The sequence below is a fragment of the Blastococcus saxobsidens genome, assembly GCF_010682065.1.
Lineage (GTDB): Bacteria > Actinomycetota > Actinomycetes > Mycobacteriales > Geodermatophilaceae > Blastococcus > Blastococcus saxobsidens_B.
The window spans coordinates 50,648-74,919 of the sequence record NZ_JAAGWG010000018.1 but is presented as its reverse complement, the minus strand read 5'-3'; the positions used below and the strand labels follow the sequence as shown (position 1 = coordinate 74,919).

At 73.0% G+C, this 24,272-nt stretch carries 26 protein-coding genes; 3 read left to right on the top strand and 23 right to left on the bottom strand.

Annotated elements, in window-relative coordinates; translation table 11 throughout:
- Positions 1-42: 42 nt before the first annotated feature.
- The 4 genes from GCU60_RS13130 to GCU60_RS13115 form a co-directional block, all read right to left on the bottom strand.
- Positions 43-1,575, bottom strand: coding sequence for a sugar ABC transporter ATP-binding protein (locus tag GCU60_RS13130; protein WP_163205905.1), 1,533 nt, complete (start codon positions 1,573-1,575; stop codon positions 43-45).
- On the bottom strand, positions 1,575-2,678 hold the full coding sequence (locus GCU60_RS13125; protein WP_163205903.1) for a sugar ABC transporter substrate-binding protein: 1,104 nt from the start codon (positions 2,676-2,678) through the stop codon (positions 1,575-1,577). Before GCU60_RS13125 ends, GCU60_RS13130 begins: the two co-directional genes overlap by 1 nt.
- 103 nt (positions 2,679-2,781) lie before the next feature.
- Entirely contained in the window at positions 2,782-3,831 is a 1,050-nt protein-coding gene (locus tag GCU60_RS13120; RefSeq protein ID WP_204261970.1) for an ABC transporter permease subunit, read from the bottom strand.
- A gap of 183 nt (positions 3,832-4,014) precedes the next feature.
- Entirely contained in the window at positions 4,015-4,836 is an 822-nt protein-coding gene (locus GCU60_RS13115) for an IclR family transcriptional regulator (protein WP_163205901.1), read from the bottom strand.
- Positions 4,837-4,994: 158 nt separating this feature from the next.
- Between GCU60_RS13115 and GCU60_RS13110 the strand changes: the two genes are divergently transcribed.
- On the top strand, positions 4,995-6,485 hold the full coding sequence (locus tag GCU60_RS13110; RefSeq protein ID WP_163205898.1) for an aldehyde dehydrogenase family protein: 1,491 nt from the start codon (positions 4,995-4,997) through the stop codon (positions 6,483-6,485).
- A 28-nt stretch (positions 6,486-6,513) separates the two neighbouring features.
- Here the strand turns inward: GCU60_RS13110 and GCU60_RS13105 are convergent, their stop codons facing one another.
- The 6 genes from GCU60_RS13105 to GCU60_RS13080 all read right to left on the bottom strand — a co-directional run bounded on the left by GCU60_RS13105 (position 6,514) and on the right by GCU60_RS13080 (position 11,014).
- Complete coding sequence (locus GCU60_RS13105; protein WP_163205896.1) at positions 6,514-7,470, bottom strand: helix-turn-helix domain-containing protein; 957 nt, start codon at positions 7,468-7,470, stop codon at positions 6,514-6,516.
- 103 nt (positions 7,471-7,573) lie between these two features.
- The gene (locus GCU60_RS13100) at positions 7,574-8,107 is read right to left on the bottom strand and encodes a 2,4'-dihydroxyacetophenone dioxygenase family protein (RefSeq protein ID WP_163205894.1); all 534 of its coding nucleotides are present in this window, start codon (positions 8,105-8,107) and stop codon (positions 7,574-7,576) included.
- A 160-nt stretch (positions 8,108-8,267) separates the two neighbouring features.
- Entirely contained in the window at positions 8,268-9,665 is a 1,398-nt protein-coding gene (locus GCU60_RS13095; protein WP_430537423.1) for a glycine--tRNA ligase, read from the bottom strand.
- Between the two features lie 71 nt (positions 9,666-9,736).
- Positions 9,737-10,132, bottom strand: a complete 396-nt coding sequence (locus tag GCU60_RS13090; protein WP_345770578.1) for an HNH endonuclease — start codon at positions 10,130-10,132, stop codon at positions 9,737-9,739.
- Positions 10,133-10,153: 21 nt separating this feature from the next.
- Positions 10,154-10,642: a hypothetical protein gene (locus GCU60_RS13085; RefSeq protein ID WP_163205890.1), complete on the bottom strand. Its 489-nt coding sequence runs from the start codon at positions 10,640-10,642 to the stop codon at positions 10,154-10,156.
- Positions 10,643-10,717: 75 nt separating this feature from the next.
- The gene (locus GCU60_RS13080) at positions 10,718-11,014 is read right to left on the bottom strand and encodes an antibiotic biosynthesis monooxygenase (protein ID WP_345770577.1); all 297 of its coding nucleotides are present in this window, start codon (positions 11,012-11,014) and stop codon (positions 10,718-10,720) included.
- A gap of 73 nt (positions 11,015-11,087) precedes the next feature.
- Here GCU60_RS13080 and GCU60_RS13075 point away from each other — a divergent pair, with 73 nt between their 5' ends.
- Positions 11,088-11,489 carry a Fur family transcriptional regulator gene (locus tag GCU60_RS13075; RefSeq protein ID WP_163205888.1) on the top strand — a complete coding sequence of 134 codons (402 nt, stop codon included), beginning with the start codon at positions 11,088-11,090 and terminating at the stop codon, positions 11,487-11,489.
- A gap of 1 nt (position 11,490) precedes the next feature.
- On the opposite strand, the gene GCU60_RS13070 is transcribed toward GCU60_RS13075, so the two are convergent.
- The 4 genes from GCU60_RS13070 to GCU60_RS13055 all read right to left on the bottom strand — a co-directional run bounded on the left by GCU60_RS13070 (position 11,491) and on the right by GCU60_RS13055 (position 14,249).
- Complete coding sequence (locus tag GCU60_RS13070; protein WP_163205886.1) at positions 11,491-12,270, bottom strand: isoprenyl transferase; 780 nt, start codon at positions 12,268-12,270, stop codon at positions 11,491-11,493.
- The gene (gene recO / locus GCU60_RS13065; RefSeq protein WP_163205884.1) at positions 12,260-13,051 is read right to left on the bottom strand and encodes a DNA repair protein RecO; all 792 of its coding nucleotides are present in this window, start codon (positions 13,049-13,051) and stop codon (positions 12,260-12,262) included. Before recO ends, GCU60_RS13070 begins: the two co-directional genes overlap by 11 nt.
- A 2-nt stretch (positions 13,052-13,053) precedes the next feature.
- On the bottom strand, positions 13,054-13,968 hold the full coding sequence (gene era / locus GCU60_RS13060) for a GTPase Era (RefSeq protein ID WP_345770576.1): 915 nt from the start codon (positions 13,966-13,968) through the stop codon (positions 13,054-13,056).
- Positions 13,969-14,048: 80 nt separating this feature from the next.
- The gene (locus GCU60_RS13055; RefSeq protein ID WP_163205880.1) at positions 14,049-14,249 is read right to left on the bottom strand and encodes a hypothetical protein; all 201 of its coding nucleotides are present in this window, start codon (positions 14,247-14,249) and stop codon (positions 14,049-14,051) included.
- Between the two features lie 146 nt (positions 14,250-14,395).
- On the opposite strand from GCU60_RS13055, the gene GCU60_RS13050 reads away from it, so the two are divergent.
- A complete protein-coding gene (locus GCU60_RS13050) occupies positions 14,396-14,983 on the top strand; it encodes a hypothetical protein (RefSeq protein ID WP_163205878.1) in 588 nt (195 codons plus the stop codon).
- Here GCU60_RS13050 and GCU60_RS13045 read toward each other — a convergent pair.
- From GCU60_RS13045 to GCU60_RS13005, 9 genes are all read right to left on the bottom strand, one after another.
- Positions 14,980-15,312 (bottom strand): cytidine deaminase, encoded by a 333-nt coding sequence (locus tag GCU60_RS13045; protein WP_163205876.1) that lies wholly within the window; start codon positions 15,310-15,312, stop codon positions 14,980-14,982. The two genes, GCU60_RS13050 and GCU60_RS13045, sit on opposite strands and share 4 nt — an antisense overlap.
- Positions 15,313-15,318: 6 nt before the next feature.
- Positions 15,319-16,677 carry a hemolysin family protein gene (locus tag GCU60_RS13040; protein WP_163205874.1) on the bottom strand — a complete coding sequence of 453 codons (1,359 nt, stop codon included), beginning with the start codon at positions 16,675-16,677 and terminating at the stop codon, positions 15,319-15,321.
- Positions 16,674-17,177 carry an rRNA maturation RNase YbeY gene (ybeY, locus tag GCU60_RS13035; RefSeq protein ID WP_163205872.1) on the bottom strand — a complete coding sequence of 168 codons (504 nt, stop codon included), beginning with the start codon at positions 17,175-17,177 and terminating at the stop codon, positions 16,674-16,676. Before ybeY ends, GCU60_RS13040 begins: the two co-directional genes overlap by 4 nt.
- Before the next feature lie 5 nt (positions 17,178-17,182).
- Complete coding sequence (locus GCU60_RS22105; RefSeq protein WP_204261969.1) at positions 17,183-19,381, bottom strand: PhoH family protein; 2,199 nt, start codon at positions 19,379-19,381, stop codon at positions 17,183-17,185.
- 105 nt (positions 19,382-19,486) lie between these two features.
- Positions 19,487-20,299, bottom strand: coding sequence for an enoyl-CoA hydratase/isomerase family protein (locus GCU60_RS13025; protein ID WP_163205870.1), 813 nt, complete (start codon positions 20,297-20,299; stop codon positions 19,487-19,489).
- 31 nt (positions 20,300-20,330) lie between these two features.
- A complete protein-coding gene (locus GCU60_RS13020) occupies positions 20,331-20,690 on the bottom strand; it encodes a histidine triad nucleotide-binding protein (RefSeq protein ID WP_345770575.1) in 360 nt (119 codons plus the stop codon).
- Between the two features lie 92 nt (positions 20,691-20,782).
- On the bottom strand, positions 20,783-21,505 hold the full coding sequence (locus GCU60_RS13015) for an ABC transporter ATP-binding protein (protein ID WP_163205868.1): 723 nt from the start codon (positions 21,503-21,505) through the stop codon (positions 20,783-20,785).
- The gene (locus GCU60_RS13010) at positions 21,502-23,319 is read right to left on the bottom strand and encodes an ATP-binding cassette domain-containing protein (protein WP_163205866.1); all 1,818 of its coding nucleotides are present in this window, start codon (positions 23,317-23,319) and stop codon (positions 21,502-21,504) included. The genes GCU60_RS13015 and GCU60_RS13010 overlap by 4 nt, the downstream gene beginning before the upstream one ends.
- Complete coding sequence (locus tag GCU60_RS13005; protein WP_163205864.1) at positions 23,319-24,194, bottom strand: ABC transporter permease subunit; 876 nt, start codon at positions 24,192-24,194, stop codon at positions 23,319-23,321. Before GCU60_RS13005 ends, GCU60_RS13010 begins: the two co-directional genes overlap by 1 nt.
- Positions 24,195-24,272: the final 78 nt, after the last annotated feature.

Here is a 24,272-nt window from a genome sequence, read left to right as displayed (position 1 = left end):
CATCGTCCGCCGGGGCGCGGGGTGGCCGCCGGGCGGAACGGGTCAGGCGGCCGGAACGGTGCCGGTGTTCATCGCGGCGAGGATCTCGTGCTGGCGAAGCGTCTCCCCCGAGAGCTCGGCGCACACCCGGCCGTGGTGCAGGACGTAGACGCGGTCGCAGAGCGTCGCCAGCTCGTCGAGGTCCGTGGAGCACATGAGGACCACCGCACCGGCGTCGGCGACCGAGCGGACCAGGCCGTGCATCTCGGCCTTGGCCCCGATGTCGACCCCGCGGGTGGGGTCGTCGAGCAGCAGCACGGAGGGCTGCGTCTGCAGCCACTTCATCAGCACGACCTTCTGCTGGTTGCCACCGGACAGCAGGCCCGCGCTCTTCTCCAGGGACGACGTGCGCAGGTTGACCCGGGAGGCGTGCTCGCCCGCCCGCTCGCGCAGCGCCCGCTTGCGGACCAGCAGACCGTCCCGGGCCAGGGCGACGGAGCGGACCTGCCCGGCGTTGTCCCAGATCGGCTTGTCCAGCATGAGCCCCAGCCGCCGGCGGTCACCTGTCACCAGCGCGACGCCGCGGCCGATCGCGGCCCGCAGGCCCTTCGGCGCCGGGGAGCCGTCGGGCAGGAACACCGTCCCCGCGGTGGGCCGGCGGAGGCCGGCCGCCAGCTCGAGGACCGTCTGGTGCCCGGCACCGGCGACGCCGGCCAGGCCGACGACCTCGCCGGGCGCGGCCGTGACGGAGACGTCGGACAACCGGTCGTCCACCGAGACGCCCTCGACCCGCAGGACGCCGCTGCCCCGGGGGGCGGCGACCGCTCCGCTGAGATCGACCGTGGCCCGGGGGCGCACCTCGGTGAGGTCCGCGTGCCGCTCCCCCAGCATCGACTCGACGATCTTCGGGATGGTGAGGCCGGCCAGCGGCGCGGCGTCGACCACGGTGCGGCCGTCCCGCAGGACGGTGACCTCGTCGCACAGCGCCATGACCTCTTCGAGGATGTGCGACACGAAGACGACGGCCACCTGCCGGTCGCGCAGCACCCGCAGGATGTCCAGCAGGACCTCCGCCGTCGAGGAGTCCAGTGCCGAGGTCGGCTCGTCGAGGATCAGCACCCGCGGGTCGGTGACCAGCGCCTTGGCGACCTCGAGCAGCTGGCGCTGGGCCAGCGAGAGCTCGCCCACCCGGTCGCGCAGCGAGACGCGCAGGCCGAGCTGGTCCAGGATCGGCCGGGCCAGCTCGGCCATGCGCCTGCGGTTCACGAACGGGCCGCGCTTGGGCTCGCGCATCGGGAACATGTTGCTGAGGACGTCGAGGTCCGGGAACAGGCTGAGTTCCTGGGACACCACGGCCACGCCGTGCCGGGCGGCGTCGGCGGTGTCGGAGAAGGAGACGTCGGACCCCTCGAGGCGCAGCACGCCGGCATCGGGGCGCACCGCACCGGTGATGATCTTCACCAGCGTCGACTTCCCCGCACCGTTCTCGCCCAGCAGGGCGTGCACGGTGCCCGGGCGGACCCGGAGCCCGGCGTCGGCCAGTGCGGTGACGCCGCCGTAGGTCTTGCGCACGTGCTGCGCCTCGAGGGCCAACATCAGTTCTCCAGCTCGCTGATGTAGTCGTCCATGTTGGCGAACTGCTCCTCGGCGACGTCCTCGAACCAGGCCACACGCGAGGCCTCGTCCTGCTGGCGCGCGATGATCTCGTCGACGTTGTCGGCGGTCACCAGCAGCTCACCGGGGTTCCACCAGCCGGTCGGCAGCTCCTCGCCCTCCTGGGCGTTGAGGGCCAGCAGGCGCAGGCCGATGTAGCCCTTCAGCCAGTGCTCGGGCGAGGAGATGGCGAACAGGTGGCCGTTCTTCAGGCCCTCCAGGGCGGCCGGGTCCAGGTCGCACGCGCCGGCGAGCCAGGTGGCGTTCGTGCTCTCGTGCAGGCGGGCGAGGGACACCGAGTCCTGCGCGCCGGCACCGAGGTAGGCGATTGCGTCGGGGTGGGCCTTGAGCAGGTTGTTCCAGGCGTTGAAGTTCTCGGTCGGCTCGTTGGCCGTGGCCAGCGGTCCGACGATCTCCAGGTCGGGGCGCTCGGCCTCCAGCACGTCCACCATGCCGGCGAGGCGCTGCTCGAGGGTGGGCAGGCCGGGGATGGCGTTGGCGAGGACGACCTTGCCGCCCTGCTGGCCGCCGTCGAGCTGGCGGACCAGCTCGGCGGCGAGGATGCGGCCGACGTCCTCGTTGCTGTTCCCGACGAAGAACTCGACGCCGCTGCCCTCCGGCGGCGCGGTGTCGATCGACACGATCGGGATGTCGCTGTCAGTGGCCTGCGTGAGCGGGCGGGTGAACAGGTCCGGCGTCAGCGTCTCGAAGAGGATGCCGTCCTTGGACGTCTGCATCGCCGACTGGAACATGGACACCTGCTGGGGGCCGTTGATCCCGGCCGGCGCGGCCTCGCTGTAGTTGACGCCCTCGCGCTCACCGGCCGCGGCCTTGGCGCCCAGGGCCATCTCCTGCATCGCGTTGATGGTGGAGGTGGCGTAGACGAAGGAGAGGTCGACCTCCTCGGCCGAGCCCCCGGAGTTCCCGGAGCCGGAGTTCCCCCCGTCGGAGCCGCAGGCCGCGGTCAGGGCCAGCGTGGACGTGATCGCGAACGCGACGACCGCGTTGCGCCGCCGCGACGGGGCGGCGGTGGGGAGGGATCGCATGGGGCCTTCTCTCTCTGTGGGCGGGTAGGGCGGATGGCGGCGCCGCCGGATCGGCGGGCCGTGGTGCTGGTGGAGCGGTTCGGGGAGGAGCGCGGGCCCGGGGTCAGAGGCCGGCCGCGGCGGCGCGCGCCTCGCGCCGGCGCCGCAGGAGGCTGTCGATGCCCACCGCGATGAGGATCACGGCGCCGGTGGCGAAGGAGCTCCAGTTCACCGGGATGTCGAAGTAGACGAGCCCACTGGTCACGACGCTCAGCAGCACCGCACCGAGCATGGCGCCGACGACGGTGGCGCTGCCGCCGCGCAGCGCGGTCCCACCGATGACGGCGGCGGCGATGGCGAGCAGCTCGAAGCCGCTGCCGATGTTCGGGTCGCCCGAGCCGAAGTAGGCCAGCCCGAGCATCCCGGCGAGCCCGGCCAGACCGCCCATGAGCATCAGCGCCTGGATGCGCACCCGGGCGATGGAGATGCCGGAGAAGGCGGCGGCGTCCGGATTGGACCCGATGGAGCGGACGCGGTAGCCGAAGGGCGTCGTGCGCAGCACGAACGTCAGCACGATGCCGACGACGACCAGGACCAGCACGCTCACCGGGATGCCGAACAGCCGGCCACCGAAGAACTCGAAGAAGGCGTGGTCCAGCGGCAGCCCGACGACCTGCTGGCCCTCGCTGAGCGCCAGCGACAGGCCGCGGAACATGGAGAGGGTTGCGAGCGTGGCCACGATCGCCGGGATCCGGAAGACCTGCACGATCAGGGCGTTCGCCAGGCCGAGCAGCGCACCGAGCAGGATGCCGGCGATCACGGCGACCCAGGGGCTCCACCCGTCGCGCATCAGCATGGCCGAGCAGATGAGCGTCAGCCCGAACGTGGCGCCGACCGACAGGTCGATCTCGCGCATCGCCAGCAGGAAGGCCACACCGGCCGCGAGCACCGCCACGTAGACCGACTGCTGCAGGACGTCGCGCAGCTGGCGCGGGTCGAGGAAGTCGGGGTGGATGGCGCCGATCACCAGGATCAGGGCGACGGTGGCCACGAGCACGCTCGTGGACTCCATGCCGAACGCGCGCTTGACGACGCCGAGTGGGCCGCTGCCGGTGGTCGCGCCCGGGCCGGGGTCGACGTCCTGGCGCGGCGCGTCGGTGGTACTGCTCGTCACCTGGGTGCTCCTGGGGATCGCGCGGCCGAGCCCTCGGACCGCGTGTGGGAGTTCTGTTCGCCGCACGGACGCAGGGCCCGGTGGGCCCGATCACGCGAAGCGGGGGAACCGTATGAGGGCGGTCACACGAGCGACAAGCCAGTGTTCGGTTACACCGAACTCGAAATGACTGGCTCGAACGCATCACGAAACGGGGCGGTGACCCAGTCGACGAGAGATCTCGGCGGTGGTCCGCCGCAGGGCAGGCTCCAGGCGCCCGGCCAGCGCGTCGGCCGACGACGTCGCCACGCTCAGGTGCACCGCGACGTTGACCGCGGCCACCACGGCGCCGGTCCGGTCGCGCACGGGTGCGGCGAACGAACGCAGGCCCGGCGCGAGCTCCTCGTTGTTCACGGCCACCCCGGTCGAGCGCACCTTGGCCAGCGCGGCCATGAGCTGCTCCCGGTTGGTCACCGTGTTGGGCCCGCGGCGGGCCATGTCGGTCCGGTCGAGGATCTCGCGCAGGGTGGCGGGGTCCTTGTACGCGAGCATCGCCTTGCCCAGCGCCGTGCAGTACGCCGGCAGGCGGGAGCCGATGTGCACGTTGAGGTCCATGGCCATGAGGGTCCGGCGCCGGCCGCTGCGCCGGCGGTCGATGTAGACGATCTCCGGGCCGTCGCAGAGGGCCATGCTCACGGTGTAGCCCGTCTCGTCGGCCAGCGCCTGCAGCGAGGGGGCGGCGACGCGGGTGAGCTCCATCGAGTCGATGGCGGCGAAGCCGAGGTCCACCACGCGTGGCCCCAGGTAGTACTTCTTCGTGTCCGGGTCCTGGTGGACGTAGTCGAGCTTGACCAGCGTGGCGACGTACCGGTGCGTGGTGCTCTTGGTCAGCCCGACCGCCCGCGCGAGGTCGGCGATGCCGAGGACGGGGCGGTTGCCGCTGAAGGCCGACAGGATGCTCAACCCGCGCTCCAGGGACACCGAGAGGTCCGCCTTGGCACCGGGCGTGGACGCGGGGGTCGTCATCGGGTCAGAATAGCGAGAGAGCGTTCCGCTGGGTCGAACGCCGCGTTGACCGGCCGCTGCACCTCGATGAGGGTTCGCCGCGGAGCTGCGGAGGCACCCCCGACTAGCGTCGGGTCCCACGGTCGTCGCACGGCAGCGCGGGCAAGGAGACGGGTTCGATGAGTCGCTCGGAGCACGCCGGGGCAGCCTGGCAGAAGCGGGACGTCACCCACTTCATCGGCGGCGCGTGGGTCGAGGCCGAGTCGGGACGCTGGTACGCCAACCACTCCCCCTGGTCCGGAGAGGTGCTGGGCGACGTGGCCGCCGGCGACGGCGAGGACACCCGCCGCGCCATCGACGCCGCGCAGGAGGCCTTCCCGGGGTGGGCGGCCATGGTGCCGGCCCAGCGCCAGCAGATCTTCCTCGCCGCCGCCGGGATCGTCGAGCGTCGACGGGAGGAGATCCTGCTCGCGCTGGCCCTGGAGACCGGCTGCGGGATCCACTTCGGCCGCGTCCAGGTGGACTTCGCGGCGGCCCTGCTCCGCCAGGCGGCCGCGCAGGGCTACCAGCCGCACGGTCAGCTCATCCCCTCGGACGTGCCCGGGACGCGGGCGATGGCCGTCCGCCGCCCGGTCGGCGTGGTGGCCGCGATCGCCCCGTGGAATTCCTCCCTCGTCCTCGCCGGCCGGGCCAGCATCGGCCCGCTGTCGCTCGGCAACACCGTCGTCCTCAAGCCCTCGGAAGAATCCCCCTACACCGGCGGGGCGCTCTGGGCCGAGATCCTCCAGGAGGCGGGCCTGCCCGACGGGGCGTTCAACGTGGTCACCCACGCTCCCGGGGAGGCAGGCGCCATCGCGGACGCGATGCTCGCCCACCGGCACGTGCGCCGGCTCAACTTCACCGGCTCCACCCCCACCGGCCGGCGGCTGGCCGAGAAGGCGGGCAGCCACCTCAAGCGGACCGTGCTGCAGCTGAGCGGGCAGAACCCGCTGATCGTGCTGGCCGACGCCGACGTCGACTACGCCGTGGACGCCGCCACCTACGGCGCCTTCGTCCACCAGGGACAGGTCTGCATGTGCGCGCGACGGATCTACGTCGAGCGCCCGCTGGCCGACCGGTTCTTGGCAGCCTTCGCCGCGAAGGTCGCCCAGCTGCCCACCGGCGACCCCCGGGACCCCGCAACCGTCGTCGGACCGGTGATCAACGAGTGGGCCCTGGCCCTGCTCCAGCGGCGGGTCGACGAGGCTGTCGCCATGGGCGCCCTCGTGCTCGCCGGCGGGACCCCCGCTCCCCCGATCTACCCGGCGACGGTCCTGGTCGACGTGCCCGACGACGCCGAGATCGCCCAGGGCGAGACGTTCGGCCCCGTCGTGCTGGTGGAGGCGGTGGACTCCGCCGAGGAGGCCGTGGCCCGGGCCAACCGGACCGACCTGGGGCTGGCCGCGTCGATCATCACCGGCGACACCTACCGGGGGATGTCGCTGGCCACGCAGCTGGACGCCGGCATCGTCCACGTGAACGACCAGCCGGTCAACGACGAGCCGCACATGCCCTTCGGCGGGGTCAAGGACAGCGGCTGGGGCCGGTTCGGGCTCGGCTTCGCCGCCGAGGAGTTCTCCGACCTGCAGTGGATCACTTCCCGCGACCAGGACCGCTCCTTCCCCTTCTGATCCCGGCCCGGAGCGGCGGCGCTCCGCTTCAGGCGCGGGCGGTGTGCTCCGTCCGGTACTGCGTCGGCGTGCAGCCGTAGGCGGCGCGGAAGAGCCGGGTGAAATGTGCCTGCGACGCGAAGCACCAGCGGCTGGCGACGTCGCCGATCCGGTCGGACGCCGCCGGCCGGCGCACGAGGTCACGGCGGGCCCGCTCCAGCCGCTGCCGCTGGATGAACTGCGTGACCGTGGTCCCCTCGGCCACGAAGCCGCGGTTGAGGTGCCGCGCGGTCACGCCGACGGCCCGGGCGACGGCGTCGGCGTCCAGCCCCGGGTCCTGGAGGTGGTCCAGCACGTGGGCCTTGGCCCGGTGCGTCCGCGCGGCGTCGACCGGGCTCCGCCGACCGGCGGTCATCGCGGCCACCAGGTCCAGCACCTGCTCCCCCACGGACTCCCCCGCGACCGCCGGGTCGGCCAGGCCGCCGAGCAGCAGCTCGCGCAGCGCACCCGCGGTCACCGCCGGCGCCGAGGACCCCCGGCCGTCGATCGCCTGCGGCCCGTCCGCACCGGCCCCGGCACACCGCTCACCGGCCACGTCGTGCGGCACGTCGACGAGCAGCTGGCGCATCGGCCGGCCGAAGCCGAACAGGTACGGCCGGTCGGTGCGGTAGACGACGACGTCGCCCGCTCCCACCGTGAGGCAGCCCGTCGAGGAGTAGAAGAAGCCCTCTCCCTCCAGCAGGAGGCTGACGAACGTGGCCTCCTTGGGCCGCGACTCGACCAGACCCGGCGGCCGCTCGATCACGTGGGGATTGCCCGTGATGTCGGCGACCCGGACCGACCCGAGCGCGACGTTGACCTGCCGGGCGAGCAACCCCTCGGGCTCGTAGGTCCGGCAGGTGAGCCCGACCAGGGCCTCGGCGTTGTAGCGCTCCCAGACCGCCAGGCGCTCGGCCTCGTCGATGCCGGCCGTGGAGACCGACGACAGCAGGCTGGGGGTGGGCACGGGACCTCCGGTGGTGGCGTACCGACCCGGCGTGCTCCGGCTGGTCGGCCGACGCCCGTCGGGACGGCACACGCTACCCCGGCCCGCCACCTCCCCCGGAGGGTCAGCGGATGAGCGTCTCCACGTAGTCGGCGCCGATGCCCACGCGGTCGTAGTGCTCCCGGACGAGAGCCAGGTAGTCGTGGACGTCGAAGTGCCCGTTGCTGTTGCCGTCCTCGTCCAGCCAGATCAGCGGGCCCGTGACGACGAAGAAGGCGCGCATCGGCTCCTCGGACTCGTACGCGACGAGGGTGTGCCCCTCCCCCGGGGTCTCGTAGACGAACGAGCCGGCGGTCGCCGTCCAGGGCTGCTCGAGGTAGCCCCACTTCCCGCTGATCGTGTACGCGAACACCTCGTGCGGGTGGTAGTGCCGGTTGACCAGGCCGGCCTCCTTGGCCCACAGGATGTCGGCCCAGCGGTTGTCGCGCGGGGAGATCCACAGCGGGCGCGAACCGACCGTCGGGCTCAGCGGGGCGTAGTAGCGCTCGTCGTCGATGGCCGACAGCTGGTGGAAGACCTCCGGCTGCGCGTCGGGCTTCATCGAGTTCACGATCGGCTTGAGGTCGCGCCAGAACTCGTTTCCGGGCGTCTCGGGCATGGGGTCCTCCTCGGCTGGTGCGGGCGTGTGCCCTGCGCCGAGTGAAGACCAGCCGCGTCGCCGGGTCTTCCACCACGAGGACGAGCTCTTTGCCCGTTCCGGACATCCCCAGCGGCAGTTCGTGCACCTTCCGCGCGGCGGAAAGTGCACGAACGGCCGGTCAGCAGCCGGGGAGCTTGGCGGCGAGGTAGGACTCGACCTGGCCCAGGCCCACGCGCTCCTGGCTCATCGAGTCGCGCTCCCGCACGGTCACGGCGTCGTCGGTGAGGGTGTCGAAGTCGACGGTGAGGCAGAACGGCGTGCCGACCTCGTCCTGGCGGCGGTACCGGCGGCCGATGGCGCCGGCGTCGTCGAAGTCGACGTTCCAGTTGCGCCGCAGCGCGGCGGCGAGATCCCGGGCCTTGGGCGAGAGGTCGGCGTTGCGCGACAGCGGGAGGACGGCGGCCTTCACCGGCGCCAGCCGCGGGTCGAGCTTGAGCACCGTGCGGACGTCGACACCGCCCTTGGCGTTGGGTGCCTCGTCCTCGGTGTAGGCCTCGATGAGGAAGGCCATCAGCGAGCGGGTCAACCCGGCCGCGGGCTCGATGACGTAAGGCGTCCAGCGGGTGTTGGAGGCCTGGTCGAAGTAGGACAGGTCCGTGCCCGAGTGCTTGGAGTGCGTCGAGAGGTCGAAGTCGGTGCGGTTGGCGATGCCCTCGAGCTCCCCCCACTCCGAGCCCTGGAAACCGAAGCGGTACTCGATGTCGACGGTGCGCTTCGAGTAGTGCGACAGCTTCTCCTGCGCGTGCTCGTAGTGCCGCAGGTTGTCCGGGTCGATGCCGAGGTCGGTGTACCAGCGGGTGCGCTCGTCGATCCAGTACTGGTGCCACTCCTCGTCGCTGCCCGGCTCGACGAAGAACTCCATCTCCATCTGCTCGAACTCACGCGTCCGGAAGATGAAGTTGCCCGGGGTGATCTCGTTGCGGAAGGACTTGCCGATCTGGCCGATGCCGAACGGCGGCTTCTTGCGCGCGGCGCCCATGACGTTGGCGAAGTTGACGAAGATGCCCTGCGCGGTCTCCGGGCGCAGGTAGTGCAGACCGGACTCGTCCTCGATCGGGCCGAGGTAGGTCTTGAGCATCATGTTGAAGTCGCGCGGCTCGGTCCACGCGCCCTTGGTGCCGCAGTTCGGGCAGGAGATGTCGGCCAGGCCGTTCTCCGGCAGCCGGCCCTTCTTCTCCTCGAAGGCCTCTTCCAGGTGGTCGGCGCGGAACCGTTTGTGGCAGCTCTGGCACTCCGTGAGCGGGTCGGTGAAGACACCGACGTGCCCGGAGGCGACCCAGGTCTGGCGCGGCAGGATCACCGAGGAGTCCAGGCCGACGATGTCGTCCCGGCTCTGGACGACGGTGCGCCACCACTGCTTCTTGATGTTCTCCTTGAGCTCGACGCCCAGCGGGCCGTAGTCCCACGCCGACCGGGTACCGCCGTAGATCTCGCCGGCCGGGAAGACGAACCCCCGGCGCTTGCAGAGGTTGACGACCTTGTCGAGGCGGGCGGGATCGTGCTTGGCGGTGCTCACGCGGAGGGGCTCCATCCGGCTGGCGGTCGGCGGGTGACCTGTCCACGGTAGTTGGCCGCCCGACGGCGCCCTCAGTCGGGAACCGCGACCGCTGCCTGCTCCGCGGTGGACCCGGCATCGGGGCCGAAGCGGAGGGCGAGAGCGGCCCGGATCTCGGCGTGCCGCACGAGGAAGGCGCGCTCGTCCAGGCGCTTGCGGCGCAGCCACCCGGTGACCTCGTCGTTGCACTTGCTGGCGTTGCACGAGGCGCACGCCGGCGCGATGTTGTCCAACGTGTACCGGCCGCCGCGGGACAGCGCGAGCACGCAGTCCCGCTGCAGCGGCGTGCCGGTCGCGCGGCAGTAGGCGCAGCCGCCCCAGGCCTCCTGCACGGCGCCCCACTGCTCGGCGCTGAGGTCGTGCTCGACCGCGTCCATGCGGCGCTTGCGCCGGCGGGCGTACCGAGCGGTGCGGGTGCGACTGGCCACCGGTCGACCGTAGGCGCTGCTTCAGGCGCCTTCGAGCAGGAGCACCCAGGCGATTCCCGCGCCGACGATCACCAGGATCGGCAGCAGGGTCAGCACCACCCAGGGCCAGCGACGGGACGTGCGGCCCACCGCCACCGGCTCGACCGGGCGCTGGCGCATCTCCGGAGAGCTGAACGACAGCGTGCGGTCCCGCCGGGTGGAGGCCGGCGGCTGCTGCATCTCGTCGGTGCGCTGCGAGGCCAGCATTCGCGCCTCGATCCGGGCGACGGCGTCCTCGCGGCTGATGGCGGTGACCGGCGGCGCCGCGGCCGCGGGTGCGGACGGAGCCGGTTCGGCGGGCGGTGGGGCCACCGGACCCGGCAGCGCCGTCGTGGGCGCGTCGGCCGACGGCCGGAGCCCCGCCCACTCCTTGGGCATCGCCGGCGGCGGCCGGTCCGGCAGCGGCGGCAGGGTGATGTCCCGCGTGCGGTCCTCGGGCAGTGAGCGATCGGGGTGCGCGGAGTCGGTCATGCGGGCGTCCTCGGGGTCAGCGGTCCGTCGTCCGACGGCGCGGTGTCGCCGGAGGAGTGCCCGCCCCGCGGCGGACTACGCCTGCCGCGTCCCCGGAGCGGCGTCGGCGGGCGGCAGGTAGGCGCCGGGCTCGTCGAGGGCGTGCACCCAGACCGGCGCCCCGGCGATCTTGACCTCCGCCGCGGACAGGGCCCGGCGATAGGCGCCGACGCCGTCCCACCGGGTGACCATCGCCCACAGGCCGGGTTCGTCGGCGGACGTGCCCACCTCCCCGCCGCGGAACCCCGGCCTGGCGGCGAGCGCCGCGAGCAGCGCCTCCACCTGCTCGGCCAGCTCCACCGCCTCATCTGCGCCGACGCGCAGTCGTGTCACCGCGAACACCTGGAGCTCCCGTCGTCGTGGCCGTACGCAGACCGTGCCATGCCCGCCTGTCACCATGGACGGCATGGTCCGCACCACCCGGCAGCGCGCAGCCGTCCGAGCCGTCTTCGCGGACCTCGAAGGCTTCCACAGCGCCCAGGAGGTGCACGCCCGGCTGCGCGGCTCCGGTGACCAGGTGGGGCTGTCCACCGTCTACCGCGCCGTGCAGTCCCTGGCCGACGACGGCGAGCTGGACTCGATCCGCACCGACACCGGCGAGGCGCTGTACCGCCGGTGCAGCCCGCAGCACCACCACCACCTGGTGTGCCGCACCTGCGGCCGCACCGTGGAGGTGGCCGGGCCCGCCGTGGAGCAGTGGGCCGACCGGGTGGCCGACGAGCACGGCTTCGCCGACGTCAGCCACACCCTGGAGATCTTCGGCACCTGCACCCCGTGCCGGGCAGACGGCGCCGCCGCCGCAGGCTGACTCAGGCGCTGCCGAAGCGGCGCTGGCGGGACGCGTACTCCTCGACCGCCGCCCACAGGTGCCGGCGGTCGAAGTCCGGCCAGAGCGTGTCGAGGAAGACGAACTCCGCGTAGGCCGACTGCCACAGCAGGAAGTTGCTGGTCCGGTTCTCCCCCGAGCTGCGCACGAAGAGGTCGACGTCCTCCATGTCCGGCTCGTCGAGGAACCGGGCGACCGTGGACTCGTCGACCTTGTCCGGGTTCAGCCGGCCGGCCGCCACCTCACGGGCGATGGCCGCCGCGGCGTCGGCGATCTCGGCCCGTCCGCCGTAGTTGACGCACATGGTGAGGGTCAGGACGTCGTTGTCCTGGGTGAGCTCCTCGGCGATCTCGAGCTCCTTGATCACCGAGCGCCACAGCTTCGGACGACGTCCCGCCCAGCGCACCCGCACGCCCAGCTCGTGCATCTCGTCGCGGCGGCGGCGGATGACGTCGCGGTTGAAGCCCATCAGGAAGCGAACCTCCTCGGGGCTGCGCCGCCAGTTCTCGGTGGAGAACGCGTACGCGCTGATCGCCTTCACGCCCAGCTCGATGGCGCCCTCGACGCAGTCGAACAGCGAGGACTCCCCCGCCTCGTGCCCGGCGGTGCGCGGCAGCCCGCGCTGCTTCGCCCAGCGGCCGTTGCCGTCCATGACGATCGCGACGTGCCGGGGGACCTTGTCCTTGGGCAGCTGCGGCGGGCGGGCGCCGGACGGGTGCGGGTTCGGCGCCTTCACCTCACGCCGTGGGACCTCACGCCTCATGCAGCAGGCTCATCTCCCGGCGGGGCGCCGATTCGGTGCGGTCGACCAGCGGCAGGGAGCGCAGGCCGCGCTCCAGGTGCCACTGCAGCAGTGCGGCCACCAGGCCACTGCCCTCGCGCCGGTTGATGCCCTGGCTGGCCTCGGCGCGCACCCAGTCGCCGGTGAGCAGCGCGTCGAGCAGCTCGATGGTGACCGGGCTGGGCATCGCCGAGCCGGTGGGCCGGCAGGCGGGGCAGACGGTGCCGCCGGCGGGCACGGAGAAGTGCCGGTGCGGCCCGGCCTCACCGCAGCGGGCGCACTCCGAGAGCGCGGGCTCCCAGCCGGCGACGGACATGGCGCGCAGCAGGAACGCGTCCAGCACCAGACCCGCCGGGTGGGTCTGCTCCCCCAGCGCCCGCAGCGCGCCGACGACCAGGAGGAACAGCCGCAGCGACGGCTCCTTCTCCTCCGCGGTGAGCCGGTCGGCGGTCTCCAGGACGGCGGTGCCGGCGGTGTAGGCCGGGTAGTCGGCGACGATCTCCTGGCCGTAGGACCTGATCGACTCCGCCTGGCTCACGATGTCGAGGTTGCGGCCGGTGTAGAGCTGCAGGTCGACGTGGGTGAACGGCTCCAGCCGGGCGCCGAACTTGCTCTTCGTGCGGCGCACGCCCTTGGCGACCGCGCGCACCTTGCCGGTCCGCCGGGTCAGCACCGTGACGATCCGGTCGGCCTCGCCCAGCTTCTGGGTGCGCAGGACGATGCCCTCGTCCCGGTAGAGCGCCTTCGGGGTGTGCGCGCTCATGCCTAGTAGCCCAGCCGGTTGAGCTTCTTCGGGTCGTCCTGCCACTCGCCGAGCACGGTGACGTGCAGCTCCAGGTGCACCCGGGCGTCCAGCAGCGTCTCCATGCCGACGCGGGCCTCGCTGCCGATGGCCTTGATGATCGAACCGCCCTTGCCCAGCAGCATGGGCTTCTGGCTCTGCCGCTCGCAGTGCAGCAGCGCGTGCACCTCGACCAGCTCCCGGCCGGCCCGCTTCGGGTCCGGACGGCGGTTGAGCTCCTCGATCGTCACCGCCAGGGAGTGCGGGACCTCCTGGCGCACCTTCTCCAGCGCCGCCTCCCGCACGAGCTCGGCGAGCTGCCGCTCGACGTCCTCGTCGGTGGTCTGCTCTTGCGGGTACAGCGGCGGCCCCTCGGGCAGCAGCTTGATGAGCAGGTCCTCCAGCAGCTCGACCTGGTCGCCGCCCACGGCGCTCACCGGCACCACCTCGGCGGCCTCCACCAGCTGGCTGGCGGCGATCAGCTGCTCGGTGATCTGCTTCTTCGAGGCGGCGTCGGTCTTGGTGACGACGACGACCACCGGGGCCTTGACCTCGGCGAGCTGGCGGGCGATGAACTTGTCACCGGTGCCGACGGGCTGGTCGGCCGGGATGCAGAAGACGATCACGTCGACGTCGGAGAGGGTGTCGCGCACGACGTCGTTGAGCCGCTTGCCCAGCAGGCTCTTGGGCTTGTGCAGCCCGGGGGTGTCGACGAGCACGACCTGACCGCCGGGCCGGTGGACGACGCCGCGGATGGCGTGCCGCGTGGTCTGCGGGCGGTTGCTGACGATGCCGACCTTCTCGCCGACCATCGCGTTGGTGAGCGTGGTCTTGCCGGCGTTGGGACGCCCGACCAGGGCGACGAAGCCACTGCGGTACGGCTGGTCAGGGACGGTCACGGCAGCCAGTGTCCCACCGGGGCCCGACATCCCCGCGCGCCGGAGCCCCGCAGGCGCGGCCGGCGGGTCCCGCTCGGCGGTCAGGACCAGGGGCGGCCGACCCGGTCCCGCCCGGCGGCGTGCAGCCGGCCGAGCAGTCGCCCGCCGGCCAGCACGTCACCGGCCAGGCGGGCCCCGACCTCCGACCAGGTGACCGCCGGTGCCCGGGGCGGTCCGGAGACGGGGCGACCCAGCGCCCGGAGGAACAGCAGGAGCAGCACCAGGAACAGCAGCGTCGTCACGCCTTCGACCCTCACCCGTCGGCGCCTCGCCCGGAAGTGGCCGGATTGACCCCGTCCGCAAGAGATCTGCCAGCCGTGGCGCACACCCGCGGCGTCGTCGGAGCACGGTGGCCGCCCGGCCGCGGCGGGCTGGGATGATCGCTGCCGTGGCAGCACGAGAGCGGAACCGGTCGCGACCGCCGCAGGCAGCGGTGGACCGCGCGCGCCGGCTGCACGTCGAGCAGGTGCGCGGGCACCGGTTCCTCGTCGGCTGGGGGCCGAAGCGCTCCGCGACCGTCGTCCCAGCGCCGCTGCGCTACTGGCAGTACCGGTCGGCCGGCCCGGTGGCCCTGGCGGTCGCCGTCGCCGTGGTCGCGGTGTGGGTGGGCCTCTTCGCCTGGCGCGGCGGCTGGGCCGCGGCCCAGGACGAGCTGGTGCTGGCCGTGCCCGCCGGGCTGGCCGTGTTCCTGGTGAACACCCGCCGGCTCACCGTCTCCGACCACGGCGTCTCCTTCGACGTGGCCGGCACGCGGACCGATCCGGCAGCCGTCGTCCCGTCCGCACTGGTGCAGGCGGTGCGCACCGGACCGGCGCCGGCGGACTGGCCGAAGCCGCGGAAGCGGGGTGCGTGGTGGCCGGGCCGCACGCGGGTCGTCGTCCGGCACCTGACCGACGACGGCGAGCAGTCGTTCACGTTCTGGGCGCGGGACGCCGACGCCTTCGCCGACGCCGTCGGCGTGCCGCTGTCCCGCTAGACCGTCGCGCGCAGCGTGCCGTCGGGGCCGGCGAGGTGCACCGGCGCATCGGCGGTGAGGTCCCGGACGGCGGCCAGGCCCTCCTGCTCCACCGCATCGGCCGCGGAGACGACCACCGCGGCCTCGAGCCCCTCGACCCCGCTGGAGACGGCGGCGGCGACCGCGGCCTGCAGCGCCGACAGCTTCAGCGACGGCAGGGAGACGCCGGCCGCGACGTAGGTGCGGCCGTCGGTGTCGCGCACCGCCGCGCCCTCGGCGGCGCCGGTGCGGCCGCGGGCGGACCGGGCCAGGGTGACGAGCTTCGCGTCCTCGGGGTGCAGTTCAGCCACGGGACGTCAGTTTTCCACCAGGTCGGCGTGGAGGTCGGCGCGGGTGGCACCGGACCCGTCCTCGGCGCCGGAGTCCGCGCCGTCCTCCGACGGCTCGGGCACGCGGCAGACGAGCATCGTGTCGATCCGGTTGCGCCGCCCGCCGGTGCTCTCGGCGACCAGCCGCAGGCCGCCGACCTCGGCGGCCGCGCCCTCGATCGGGACCCGGCCCAGCTCGCGGGCGAGCAGCCCGCCGACGGTCTCGACGTCGTCGTCCTCGGTCAGCTCGACGCCCGGGAACAGCTCCGCCAGACCCTGCACCGGCAGCCGCGCGGTGACCCGCACCGAGCCGTCCTCGAGCTGCTCGATCTCGGGGCGCTGGAAGGTGTCGTGCTCGTCGGCGATCTCACCGACGATCTCCTCGAGGATGTCCTCGATGGTGACCAGCCCGGCGAAACCGCCGTACTCGTCCACCACGATCGCGATGTGGATCCGCCGGGCCTGCATGTCGCGGAGCAGCTCGTCGACCGGCTTGGACTCCGGGACGAACGTGGGCGTCCGCATCAGCTCCTCGACCTTGGGCCCGCGCTGGTCACCGGCGTTCTGCGACCGCCGCACGAGGTCCTTGAGGTAGACCACGCCGACGACGTCGTCGACGTTCTCGCCGATGACCGGGATGCGGCTGAACCCGCTGCGCAGGGCCAGGGCCAGGGCCTGCCGCACGGTCTTGTGCCGCTCGATGTAGACGACGTCGGTGCGCGGCACCATGACCTCGCGGGCGATCGTGTCACCCAGCTCGAACACCGAGTGGATCATGTTCCGCTCGCCGGACTCGACGACGCCGCGCTCCTCGGCCAGGTCGACGAGCTCGCGCAGCTCCACCTCGGAGGAGAACGGGCCGTCGCGGAAGCCGCGCCCGGGGGTGATCGCGTTGCCGACCAGGATCAGCAGCGTCGCGACCGGGCCGAGCACCCGGCCGAGCAGCTTCACGACGCCCGCGGTGGCCAGCGCCGTGCTGTAGGCGTGCTGCCGGCCCAGGGTGCGCGGGCCGACGCCGACCAGCACGTAGCTGACGACGGTCATCACGCCGGCGGCGACGAGGAAGGTGCGCCAGCCGCCGCCCCACAGGTCGTAGAGCAGGACGGTGGCCAGCACCGCGGCCACCATCTCGCAGAGGATGCGCAGCAGCAGGAGCAGGGAGACGTGCCGCGCCCGCTCGGCGACGACCTCCTCGAGCGCGGCGGCGCGCTTGACGCCGTCCCGGCGCAGCTCCTCCACGCGTGCCTTGGAGACGCGTTGCAGGGCGGCGTCCATCGCACCGAAGACGCCCGCGAGCGGGACCAGGCAGCCGGCGACCACGAGCATCGTGATCGCGGTGGAGGTCATCGGGAACCGCTCTCCTGACCGGTGGCGGCGCCGGTCACCGGCTCGCGAGGAGCGGCGCGCCAGGCGTCGATGAGCTTCGACTGGAGACCGAACATCTCCTTCTCCTCGTCGGGCTCCATGTGGTCGTAGCCCAGCAGGTGCAGCACGCCGTGGGTGGCCAGCAGCACCAGCTCGTCGTCCATGGTGTGGCCGGCGGCCCGGGCCTGCCGGACGGCGACGGCCGGGCACAGCACGATGTCGCCGAGCAGCGCGGGGCCCGGGTCGGGGTCGTCCGGGCGGCCGGAGTCGAACTCGTCCATGGGGAAGGCCAGGACGTCGGTGGGGCCCTTCTCGCCCATCCACCGCTCGTGCAGGCTGCTCATGTACTCCGTGTCGACGCAGAGCACCGACAGCTCGGCCATCGGGTTGATCTTCATCTCGCCGAGCACGAACCGGCAGACGCCGGCCAGCTCGGCCTCGTCCACGGCGATCTCGGACTCGTTGGACACCTCGACGGGCACGGTGGTCAGCTCCCCTGCCGGCGCGGTCGCGAGGTCCGGACCGGCGCGCCAGCAGCCGATCGGGTCGTGGGGGCCTGACGGGTGGCGTCCCACCGCTCGTAGGCGTCGACGATGTTGCCGACGAGGCGGTGCCGGACGACGTCGGTGCTGGTCAGGTTGGCGAAGTGGACGTCGTCGATCCCGTCGAGGATCTCGCGGACGATCTTCAGCCCGCTCTGCGCGCCACCGGGCAGGTCGACCTGCGTCACGTCACCGGTGACGACGATCTTGGAGCCGAACCCGAGCCGGGTGAGGAACATCTTCATCTGCTCGGCGGTGGTGTTCTGCGCCTCGTCGAGGATGACGAACGCATCGTTCAGGGTGTTGTGGGTGACGAGGAAGTCGTCCGTCACGTACAGCGAGTCCTGTGCGCCGACCTGGATGCACAGGGTCTCCACCTCACCGACCGGCTCGATGCTGTGGATGAACCGCATCGGTCGTCCGCCGCCGTGCTCCTCGTAGATCCTGCGCTTGCGCTCCAGCCGGAAGGGCTGGACGCCGGCCGGCAGCCGGATGTCGAGGACGTGCGCCGCGTGCCGGTGGTGCACCGGGCGCCCGTTCGCCAGGCCGGGACGTCGGCCGGTCGCGGGGCGGGTGCGCGAGGTGACGACGCCGCCCAGTGAGCGCACCAGGAACATGACGTCGTCGCGCAGTCGCTCCGACGTCGTCGTGTACTGGATGCGGCACGTCCGGCCGCGCTGGGTGACCGGATCCCCATCGGAGTCCAGCAGCCCCTGCAGCAGGGCGGTGCGGACCTCTGCCGTGTTGTGCGAGTACACCCACGGCACGAACTTCGTTGCCGACCGCGTGCCGGCCAGCCCGAGTTCGCGGACGGCCTCGGTCACCGGGTTGGCGATGCGCAGTCCCCCGCGGCCGCCGTCGACGTGGTGCAGGACGTAGTCGGGTCCGGCCCTGTGCCGCACCTGGATGCCGTCCAGCGCCGACTCCAGAGCGACGACGAGGTCGGCGTCGGCCGTCGAGAAGGAGGGGGTGGTCGCCGTGGTCAGGCAACCGTCGCCCAGCAGGAGCCCGAGCGCGTAGGGGTCGAGCGGCACCTCCTGGGGCTCGAACTCGACGGCCTCGACCAGGGGGAGTTCGTACCGGTGAGCTCCCGCACCCCAGCGGAGGTTGCCCGCCATCTCCTGCGTCTCGAGCGTGCGGGTGGTGCCGCGACGCCGGTCGTCGGGGGTGGTGACGGTCCAGAGGTGCTCGCCGCAGGCAAGGGTCGACCCGCCGTCCTGCGTGGTGACCCGGTAGACCGCCTTCCGGCCCTGCGGGTAGACGCCGAGCACCGGGGTCGGCAGCCCGTCGGAGCCGACCACGAGATCGCCCACCTGCAGCGTGCCGATGGGCATGAACCCGTTCGGCGTGAGCACCTGCGCGTCGTACGGCTGCGCCCGGCCCCGCATGTAGGCCAGCGGCGCGACCTCGATGGTGCCGGCCGCCATGAGCCGCGGGATGGACTCCGGGTCGACCATGTCGTGCAGCGCGTCGTACAGCGGCCGCAGGTAGGGGTCGATCTTCTCCGAGAGGGTGCCGGGCAGGTAGCCCAGCCGCTCGCCGGCCTCGACGGCCGGCCGGGTCAGGATGATCCGGTTGACCTGCTTGGTGGTGAGCGCCTGCACGGCCTTGGCCATCGCCAGGTAGGTCTTGCCGGTACCGGCGGGGCCGATGCCGAAGACGATGGTGTGCTCGTCGATGGCGTCGACGTACCGCTTCTGGTTCAGCGTCTTGGGCCGGATGGTGCGGCCCCGGCGGCTGATGATGTCCAGGCTCAGGACGTCGGCCGGCCGCTCGGACCCGCCGGCGCGCAGCATCGCCACGACGCGGCGCACCGAGTCGGGGCGCAGCGCCTGGCCGGTGCGGACGAGCGCGATGAGCTCGTCGAACACGCGGACGGCGAAGGCGTTGTCGCCCGGCTGCCCGGTGAGCGCGACCTCGTTGCCGCGCACGTGCACGTCGGCCTCGAGCTCGGTCTCGAGCAGGCGGAGCAGCTCGTCGCCGGAGCCCAGGAGGGACACCATCGGGACGGTCTCGGGAACGGTGATCGTGGTGCGGACGGCCGCCGCGCTCTCGGGGGCGCCGTCCGCGGCGGCGGCGTGCGCCGAAGCCTCACGGGACGTGGGCGCACCCGGCACGGGGACGTTCGGGGAGGTGTCGGGCAAGAACCCTCGACCCTGCCTTCCTGCTACGGCGATGTGCTGTTGCGGCACCGGACCGGTCAACTCTACCCGCGCCGGCGCCGCCCAAGCGCCCGTCGCCCGATGGGGTCAGCGCCCCCGGTAGGTGGCCTTGCCCGGTCCCTCGGACAGGAACGACGCCACCGCCCCGCGCAGGTCCTCGGTGGCGAACAGCGGGCCGGAGACCGTGGGCACCAGCGCGTCGGCGGCCCGGGCCCCCTCGCGGACCGCGACCGACGCCAGCCGCTTCGTCGCCGCGTGCGCCACCGTCGGGCCGGCGGCCACCCGGTGGGCGTAGGCGCGGGCCGCCTCGGCGAAGCCCTCGTCCGGCAGCACCCGGTTGACCACGTTCCAGCGCTCCAGCACCGCGGCGGGGTAGCGCTCGCCGGTGTAGATCAGCTCCTTGGCCCGCGCCGGCCCGGCGCGCTCGGCCAGCCGCTGCGGCCCGCCCATCGACGGGGTCAGCCCCACGACGATCTCCACCAGCCCGAACGACGCCTTCTCCGCGGCCAGCAGGATGTCGCAGGACAGCGCCAGCTCGAAGGCTGCGGTCAGCGTCAGCCCGTGGGCGGCGAACACCGTGGGCACCGGCAGGTCCTCGAAGGTGTTGGCCACCTCCAGCAGGCGGGCCCACAGCTCGCCGCCGCGCTCGGCCGGGTCGGGCCCCTCGGCGATGTCGCGGAAGTAGGTGACGTCGACGCCCCCGGAGACGACCTTGCCGCGCGCCTCGACCAGCACCGCGCGGGCACGGTCGGGGTCGGCCGGGTCGGTCATCGCGACGAGTTCGCGCGCCACCCGCTCCATCGCGTCGAAGGTCGCCGCGTCGAAGAGGTTCAGCGGCGGGTTGTCCAGGACGACGACGGCGACGTCGCCGTCGCGCTCGATGCGCAGGGGCTCGCTCATGCCCCCACCCTCTCAGGCTGCCCTGCGGGGGTCACCCCGGCGGCCAGCCGAGCCCCCGGCCACCCAGCACGTGCAGGTGGACGTGGTGGACGGTCTGGCCCGCGTCGGGGCCGGTGTTGGCGACCAGCCGGTAGCCCGGCTCGGCGCCGTCCCCGCCGACCAGGCCCTCCTGACGAGCCACCGCGTGGGCGGCCGCCACGACCTCGCCGAGCAGCGCCGGGTCGGCCTCGGCCAGCGCGCCGGCGGTGGCGTGGTGGTCGGTCGGGATGACCAGCACGTGCGTCGGCGCCTGCGGGTTGATGTCGCGGAAGGCGAGCACGCGGTCGGTGCGGTGGACGACGTCGGCGGGGATCTCACCGGCGACCATGCGGCAGAACAGGCAGTCGGTCACGACAGGCACCTTAGAAGGACCCCCGTGCCCCCCACCACTCGCTGCGCTCGTGGCGGGACCCTGCGCGGGGGCCGTTCCAGCCGGTTCTGGGGTCAGCTGCCGCTCTCGACCCCCAGGTAGGCCTGCACGATCCGCTCGTCGGCGAGCAGGTCGGCGGCCCGGCCGGAGTGCACGACCTCCCCGCTGGCCATGACGTAGCCGTGGTCGGCCGCGCGCAGCGCCCGGCGGGCGTTCTGCTCCACCAGCACGACGGTGGTGCCCGAGGCGCGGATCTCCTCGATGACCCGGAACACCTCGTCGACGATCTTGGGCGCCAGCCCCATCGACGGCTCGTCCATGAGCATCACCTTGGGCCCGGCCACCAGCGCGCGGGCGATGGCCAGCATCTGCTGCTCGCCGCCGGACAGCGCACCGGCCGGCAGCGCGCGCCGCTCGGCGAGCACCGGGAACCGGTCGTACATCGCGTCGATCGAGCCGGCGCCGCCGTTGCCGGAGTGCCACCCGCCCATCTGGAGGTTCTCCTCGATGGTCAGCGTGGCGAGGATCTGACGCCCCTCGGGCACCTGGACCAGCCCCCGGCCCACCAGCTTGTGCGCCGGGGTCCGGGTGATGTCCTGACCCTCGAACGTGATCCGGCCACCGGCCGGCCGGAGCAGCCCGGAGACGGCGTTGATGACCGAGGACTTCCCGGCCCCGTTCGCGCCGACCAGCGTCACGAGCGACCCCGGCTCGGCGCGGAAGCTGACGCTCCGGACCGCCTCGACCCGGCCGTAGGTCACCCGCAGGTCCTCCACGGTGAGGATGGGGTCGCTCATGTCGCATTCCTCGGGGTGGTGTCCGGTGGTTCCAGGTCGCCGGCGGCACCGGGCCGCACGTTGGCGACCGCGTCCGGCGGGGTGTCCGCCCGCTCCGCCGACGCCGGGTCGTCGAGCGTGCCCTCGGCGATGGATCCGCCGGCCGGGTCCTCGTCGGCCGAGCCGAGGTAGGCCTCGATGACGGCCGGGTCGGAGGCGATCTCGCCCGGCGCGCCACTGGCGATGACCTCGCCGAAGTTCAGCACGACCACGCGGGTGCAGGTCCGCAGCACCATGCCCACGTTGTGCTCGATGAACAGGATGGTGAGGCCGTCCCGCGCCAGGGAGGTGATCAGCTCCGACAGCCGCTGCGCCTCCACGTGGTTCATCCCGGCGGCCGGTTCGTCCAGGATCAGCAGGGACGGGTCCGACGCCAGGGCGCGGGCGATCTCCAGCCTGCGCTGGTCGCCGTAGGAGAGCGCCTCGGCGCGGGTGGCGGCCTGGTCGGCCAGGCCCACCCGCTCCAGGCAGCCGGCGGCCTGGAGCAGCGCGGCCCGCTCGTCGCGGCGGGCCGAGGGCAGCCACAGCAGCCGCCGCAGGAACGTCGGTCGGCTGACCAGGTGCGCGCCGACGAGGACGTTCTCCAGCGCCGACAGCCGGTTGAACAGCTTGGCGTGCTGGAACGTGCGGCTGACGCCCGCCGCGGCGATCCGGTGCACCGGCGTACGGCCGATGGCCGCCCCGAGGACCGTCGCGGTGCCCGTGCTGGGCGGCACGAGGCCGCTGATCATGTTGACCAGCGTGGTCTTGCCGGCGCCGTTGGGGCCGATCAGGCCGACGACCTCGCCGGCCCGGACCTCCAGGTCGACGTCCCGCACCGCGTGCACGCCGCCGTACTCCTTGCCCAGGCCGGCCAGCGAGACCACCGTCTCCCCCGCCGCCGGGTGGGTGCGACCGGCGCGCTTCCCCGCCTGGTCGCCGGTGGTGCCGGGCATCCGGGTGCGGCGGGGCAGCAGGCTGGCCAGCCCGCCGGGCAGGAAGAGGATGACGACCAGCAGCAGCAGGCTGGCGAGGAACGGGCGGATCCAGCCGGCCTCGACGCCGACCGCCCGCTGGATCTCCGGGACGATCGTCTGGAACCCGCTGCCCAGCAGCGGGCCGAGGAACATCGTGGACCCGCCGACCACCGCGGTGACCAGCCCCTCGACGGCCGCCGTGAAGTCGAAGTCGTCCGGGGCGATGAGCCGGACGTAGTAGGCGTAGAGCACCCCGTACAGGCCGGCGACGGCGCCCGCGGTGACGAAGGCGGCGAGCCGGTGCCGGCCGACGTCGATGCCCATGGCCCGCGCGGCCAGCTCGTCCTCCCGGATGGCCGCCAGCGCCCGGCCGTACCGGGAGCGGCCCATCCGCCAGAACCAGTAGGCGACCAGCCCGAGCGCCAGCCAGGCCATGCCGACGGTCAGGACCCGCGGCACGCCCAGCCCCTGGGCGCCGCCGGTCCACTCCTGGTTGGTCAGCACCACGCGGACCGCCTCGGCGAACCCGAGGGTGGCGATGGCCAGGAAGACCCCGCGCAGGTGCATCGTCGGGAGGCCGAGGACCACGGCGGCCAGGGCGCCGACCGACATGCCGATGGCCACCGCGATCAGCAGCGAGGGGACGTCCCCGACGTCGGCAGGGCTGGGCGCCAGGTAGGCCCCGGCGAACGCCGAGAGGGCGGCGAAGCCGGCCTGCCCGAGGCTCAGCTGCCCGGCGATCAGGACCGCGTAGAACGAGTAGGCGAAGATCGCCCCGAGGGCGATGAACGTCAGGGTGGTGGCGTACTGGGCCAGCATCAGACCTCCCGGACCTTCCGCGCGCCGAGCAGGCCCTGCGGGCGCAGCAGGAGGATGACGAACAGCAGGCCGAAGGCGATCACGTCGATCCAGGACGAGCCGATGTACTGGACGGCGAACACCTCGGCCAGGCCCAGGAGCAGCCCGCCGATGAGCGCCCCCGGCAGCGAGCCCATGCCGCCGACGATGATGACGGCCAGGCCCTTGAGCTCGATGGCGGCGCCCATGCCGAGCTGGGCGGTGTTCACGTTGATGGCGAACAGCACGCCGGCGACCGCGCCGAGCGCCGAGGAGATGGCGAAGGTCACCGCGGTCACCCGGTCGACGTCCACGCCGAGCACCCGCGCCGCCGTCGGGTTCTCCGCGACCGCGCGCATGCCGCGGCCCAGCCGGGTGCGGGTGACCATGTAGGTCAGCCCCACCATCAGGGCGAGGGAGACCGCGAGGATCACCACCTGCACGAGGGTGACCTGGGCGCCGAACACCTCGAACCGGGTGTCGGGGAACGAGCCCGGCGGGAAGCGGCGGGTGTCGGGGCCGTACCGCCACTGCAGCAGGGCGATCAGCATGCCGGCCAGCGCGATGGAGGAGATCAGGCCGGCGAAGTGCGCGTCGGCCCGGCCCTTGAGCGGGCGGAACGCCAGCCGCTCGATCAGCAGGCCCAGCACGCCGCCGACGACGAACACCAGCGGGAGCGCCGCCCACAGGGAGAGCCCGCCGCGCTCGACGAGCTCGATGCCCACGAAGGCCGAGGCGGCGAAGACCGCGGGGTGCGCCAGGTTCAGCCGGTCGAGGATGCCGAAGACCAGCGTGAACCCGATCGCGAACAGCGCGTAGATCGAGCCGATGAAGATGCCGTTGAGGAGCTGCTGCACAGCGTTCCCTGTCTCGAGGTGGGTGCAGGCACGGTAGTCGACGCCCTCCCGGGGGCCCGGTCCGCGGACCGGGCCCCC

Coding starts and splice junctions, on each gene's coding strand:
- GCU60_RS13130 (WP_163205905.1), bottom strand. CDS start 1,575: ATGTTGGCCCTCGAGGCGCAGCACGTGCGCAAGACCTACGGCGGCGTC.
- GCU60_RS13125 (WP_163205903.1), bottom strand. CDS start 2,678: ATGCGATCCCTCCCCACCGCCGCCCCGTCGCGGCGGCGCAACGCGGTC.
- GCU60_RS13115 (WP_163205901.1), bottom strand. CDS start 4,836: ATGACGACCCCCGCGTCCACGCCCGGTGCCAAGGCGGACCTCTCGGTG.
- GCU60_RS13110 (WP_163205898.1), top strand. CDS start 4,995: ATGAGTCGCTCGGAGCACGCCGGGGCAGCCTGGCAGAAGCGGGACGTC.
- GCU60_RS13100 (WP_163205894.1), bottom strand. CDS start 8,107: ATGCCCGAGACGCCCGGAAACGAGTTCTGGCGCGACCTCAAGCCGATC.
- GCU60_RS13085 (WP_163205890.1), bottom strand. CDS start 10,642: ATGACCGACTCCGCGCACCCCGATCGCTCACTGCCCGAGGACCGCACG.
- GCU60_RS13075 (WP_163205888.1), top strand. CDS start 11,088: ATGGTCCGCACCACCCGGCAGCGCGCAGCCGTCCGAGCCGTCTTCGCG.
- GCU60_RS13070 (WP_163205886.1), bottom strand. CDS start 12,270: ATGAGGCGTGAGGTCCCACGGCGTGAGGTGAAGGCGCCGAACCCGCAC.
- recO (WP_163205884.1), bottom strand. CDS start 13,051: ATGAGCGCGCACACCCCGAAGGCGCTCTACCGGGACGAGGGCATCGTC.
- GCU60_RS13040 (WP_163205874.1), bottom strand. CDS start 16,677: ATGACCTCCACCGCGATCACGATGCTCGTGGTCGCCGGCTGCCTGGTC.
- GCU60_RS13025 (WP_163205870.1), bottom strand. CDS start 20,299: ATGAGCGAGCCCCTGCGCATCGAGCGCGACGGCGACGTCGCCGTCGTC.
- GCU60_RS13015 (WP_163205868.1), bottom strand. CDS start 21,505: ATGAGCGACCCCATCCTCACCGTGGAGGACCTGCGGGTGACCTACGGC.
- GCU60_RS13010 (WP_163205866.1), bottom strand. CDS start 23,319: ATGCTGGCCCAGTACGCCACCACCCTGACGTTCATCGCCCTCGGGGCG.